Origin of the sequence: Dietzia sp. E1 (assembly GCF_014145015.1) — a bacterium.
Taxonomy (GTDB): Bacteria; Actinomycetota; Actinomycetes; order Mycobacteriales; family Mycobacteriaceae; genus Dietzia; species Dietzia cinnamea_A.
The window spans coordinates 1-2,742 of the sequence record NZ_JAALDU010000430.1 but is presented as its reverse complement, the minus strand read 5'-3'; the positions used below and the strand labels follow the sequence as shown (position 1 = coordinate 2,742).

The following is a 2,742-nucleotide window of genomic DNA, read 5'->3' as shown; positions in this document are numbered from 1 at the left end:
AGCCCGTCCAGCGTGGGCGCGGTCGGGGCCTGCGGCGCCGCCGGCGAGACCGCGGTGGTCACAGGTGGATGCCGCACTCGGTCTTGGACGAGCCCGCCCAACGGCCGGACCGCGGGTCGGCGCCGGCCTCGACGCGGCGGGTGCAGGGCTCGCAGCCGATCGACGGGTAGCCGTCGTCGAGCAGCGGGTTGAGCAGGCAGCCGTGTTCGGCGGCGTAGTCGTGGACGCGCTCCATGGTCCACGCGACCAGCGGGTTGATCTTGACCATGGAGTGCTTCTCGTCCCACTCGACCACGGCCGCGCCGGCCCGGTGGTCGGTGTCGACGCGGCGCAGGCCGGTGATCCACGCCTCGTACCCGGACAGGGCGGCGTCGAGCGGCTCGACCTTGCGCAGGCGGCAGCACATCTCGGGGTCGGTCTCGTAGGGGCGCGGGCCGAGGGCGGCCTCGTGCTCCTCGCGGGTCGCCGGGCTGCGCACGTCCACCACGTTGAGGCCGGGCGTGGCGGCGAGGGCGTCGCGGACGCCGACGGTCTCGGAGAAGTGGTAGCTGGTGTCGAGGAACAGCACGTCCACGCCGGGGGCGTGCTGCGCTGTCATCTCGGGCACGACCGTGTTGGCCATGGAGCACGCCACCGCGAGCGCGTCACCGAAGGTCTCCCCCGCCCAGGCCAGCACCTCTGCCGGGTCGATCTCGGAGTGGTTGCCGTAGAGGCCGCGGTCGTCGAAGCGGCGGCCGGCCTCCTCGGCGATGGCCTTGAGCTCCTCGGTCGTGCGCTTGCGGCCGGGGCCGGGGGTGAGGACGGTGCTGCGGGGCAGCAGTTCCAGGCTCACTGCGGTCATACGAGGACCTCCTCGTCCACCCGGTGCGCCCACTCGGCGAAGGTCTCGCCGCTAGCACCGGTCTCCATGTACTTGCGGATCACGCGTTCGACGTAGTCGGGCAGCTCCGCGGACGGCACGCGCAGGCCGCGGACCGTGCGGCCGAGGCCGCCGGACTCCTGGTCCTGCGACGCCAGCCCGCCGCCCAGGTGGACCTGGAAGCCGGGGGTGTCGCCGTCGAGGAGCTGGCCCTTGAGGCCGATGTCGGCGGTCTGGATGCGCGCGCAGCTGTTGGGGCAGCCGTTGAGGTGGATCGACAGCGGCGTGCGCAGCGGCGCGTCGTCGGCGAAGCGACGCTCGAGCTCGTCCACCAGCGAGGTGGCGGTGTCCTTGGTGTCGACAAAGGCGAGCTTGCAGAACTCGATGCCCGTGCACGCCATGGTGGCGCGACGGAAGGAGCTCGGGCGGGCGTACAGCCCGATCGCGGCCAGGCCCTCGACCAGCTGGTCGACCTTGTCCGGCTCGACGTCCAGCACGAGCAGCTTCTGGTGCGGGGTGAAGCGCACGCGGTGCGAGCCGGCGGCCTCGGCGAGGTCGGCGACCTGCGCGAGCTTCTCGCCGCCGACGCGGCCGACGGTCGGGGCGGCGCCCACGTAGAAGCGGCCGTCCTTCTGCTCGTAGACGCCCACGTGGTCACCGGAGCCGACGCCTCGCTCGGGAGCCGGGCCGTCGGGGAGCTCGCGGCCGAGGTACTCGTCCTGCAGGACCTGGCGGAACTTCTCGGCGCCCCAGTCCTTGATGAGGAACTTCAGGCGGGCGCGGGTGCGCATGCGGCGGTAGCCGTAGTCGCGGAAGATGCCCACCACGCCGGCCCACACCTCGGCGGCCTCCTCCTGGCGGACGAACACGCCGATGCGGGTCGCCAGCTGGGGGTTGGTCGACAGGCCGCCGCCGACCCACAGGTCGTAGCCGGGGCCGAGCTCGGGGTGCTCGACGCCGACCAGCGAGATGTCGTTGATCTCGTGGACCACGTCGAGGCTCGGGTGGCCGGTGATGGCGGACTTGAACTTGCGGGGCAGGTTCGAGAACTCGGGGGTCCCGATGTACTTGGCCTTGATCTCCTCGATCACCGGGGTGGGGTCGAGGATCTCATTCTCCGCGACGCCCGCGACCGGGCTGCCCAGGATGACGCGGGGGCAGTCGCCGCACGCCTCGACGGTGTCGATACCCACGTCCTCGAGCCGCTGCCAGATGGTGGGGACGTCCTCGATGGCGATCCAGTGGTACTGGATGTTCTGCCGGTCGGAGATGTCGGCCGTGCCGCGGGCGAAGTCGGTCGAGATGCCGGCCAGCACGCGCAGCTGGTCGGTGGTGACCGCGCCACCGTCCGTGCGGACGCGCATCATGAAGTACTTGTCCTGCAGCTCGTCGGCCTCGAGCTTCGAGGTGCGGGAGCCGTCGAGGCCCTGCTTGCGCTGCGTGTAGAGACCCCACCAGCGCATACGGCCCGACAGGTCGTCCGACGGGATCGAGTCGAAGCCCTCCTTGGAGTACGTGTCCAGGATGCGCTGGCGCACGTTGAGGGCGTCGTCCTCGAGCTTAAACTGCTCGTTGTGGTTGAGCGTGAGCTTGCCGTCGATCTTCCACTGCCCCTGTGGCTTGGCCGCGCGCGCGGGACGAGCGGTACGGGGGGCGGCTGCAGTATCGGTCATGGCGGCGAGAATAGTCAGAACAGACTGGTCTGTCTAACAAGGGTCACCTAACCGAATCGAGCGCTCTCACCACCCGTAAGTCCCCTAGACCGCACTGCGCCCGGACCCGCGCCGCCCGAGAAGAGCGCTCTCAGAACGGTGGTGGTGGTTGGAGCAGTTCGTCGAGGTGCTCGTGTAGGGCGTGGAGGATGGCTTTTTCCAGGGTGCTGT

General features: G+C 70.5%; 2 protein-coding genes. Both read right to left on the bottom strand.

Features of this window, described 5'->3' with window-relative positions; translation table 11 throughout:
* Positions 1–58: 58 nt before the first annotated feature.
* On the bottom strand, positions 59–841 hold the full coding sequence (locus G6030_RS13480) for a phosphoadenylyl-sulfate reductase (protein WP_182643471.1): 783 nt from the start codon (positions 839–841) through the stop codon (positions 59–61).
* Positions 838–2,532 carry a nitrite/sulfite reductase gene (locus tag G6030_RS13475; RefSeq protein ID WP_182643470.1) on the bottom strand — a complete coding sequence of 565 codons (1,695 nt, stop codon included), beginning with the start codon at positions 2,530–2,532 and terminating at the stop codon, positions 838–840. The genes G6030_RS13480 and G6030_RS13475 overlap by 4 nt, the downstream gene beginning before the upstream one ends.
* Positions 2,533–2,742: the final 210 nt, after the last annotated feature.

Coding starts and splice junctions, on each gene's coding strand:
- G6030_RS13480 (WP_182643471.1), bottom strand. CDS start 841: ATGACCGCAGTGAGCCTGGAACTGCTGCCCCGCAGCACCGTCCTCACC.
- G6030_RS13475 (WP_182643470.1), bottom strand. CDS start 2,532: ATGACCGATACTGCAGCCGCCCCCCGTACCGCTCGTCCCGCGCGCGCG.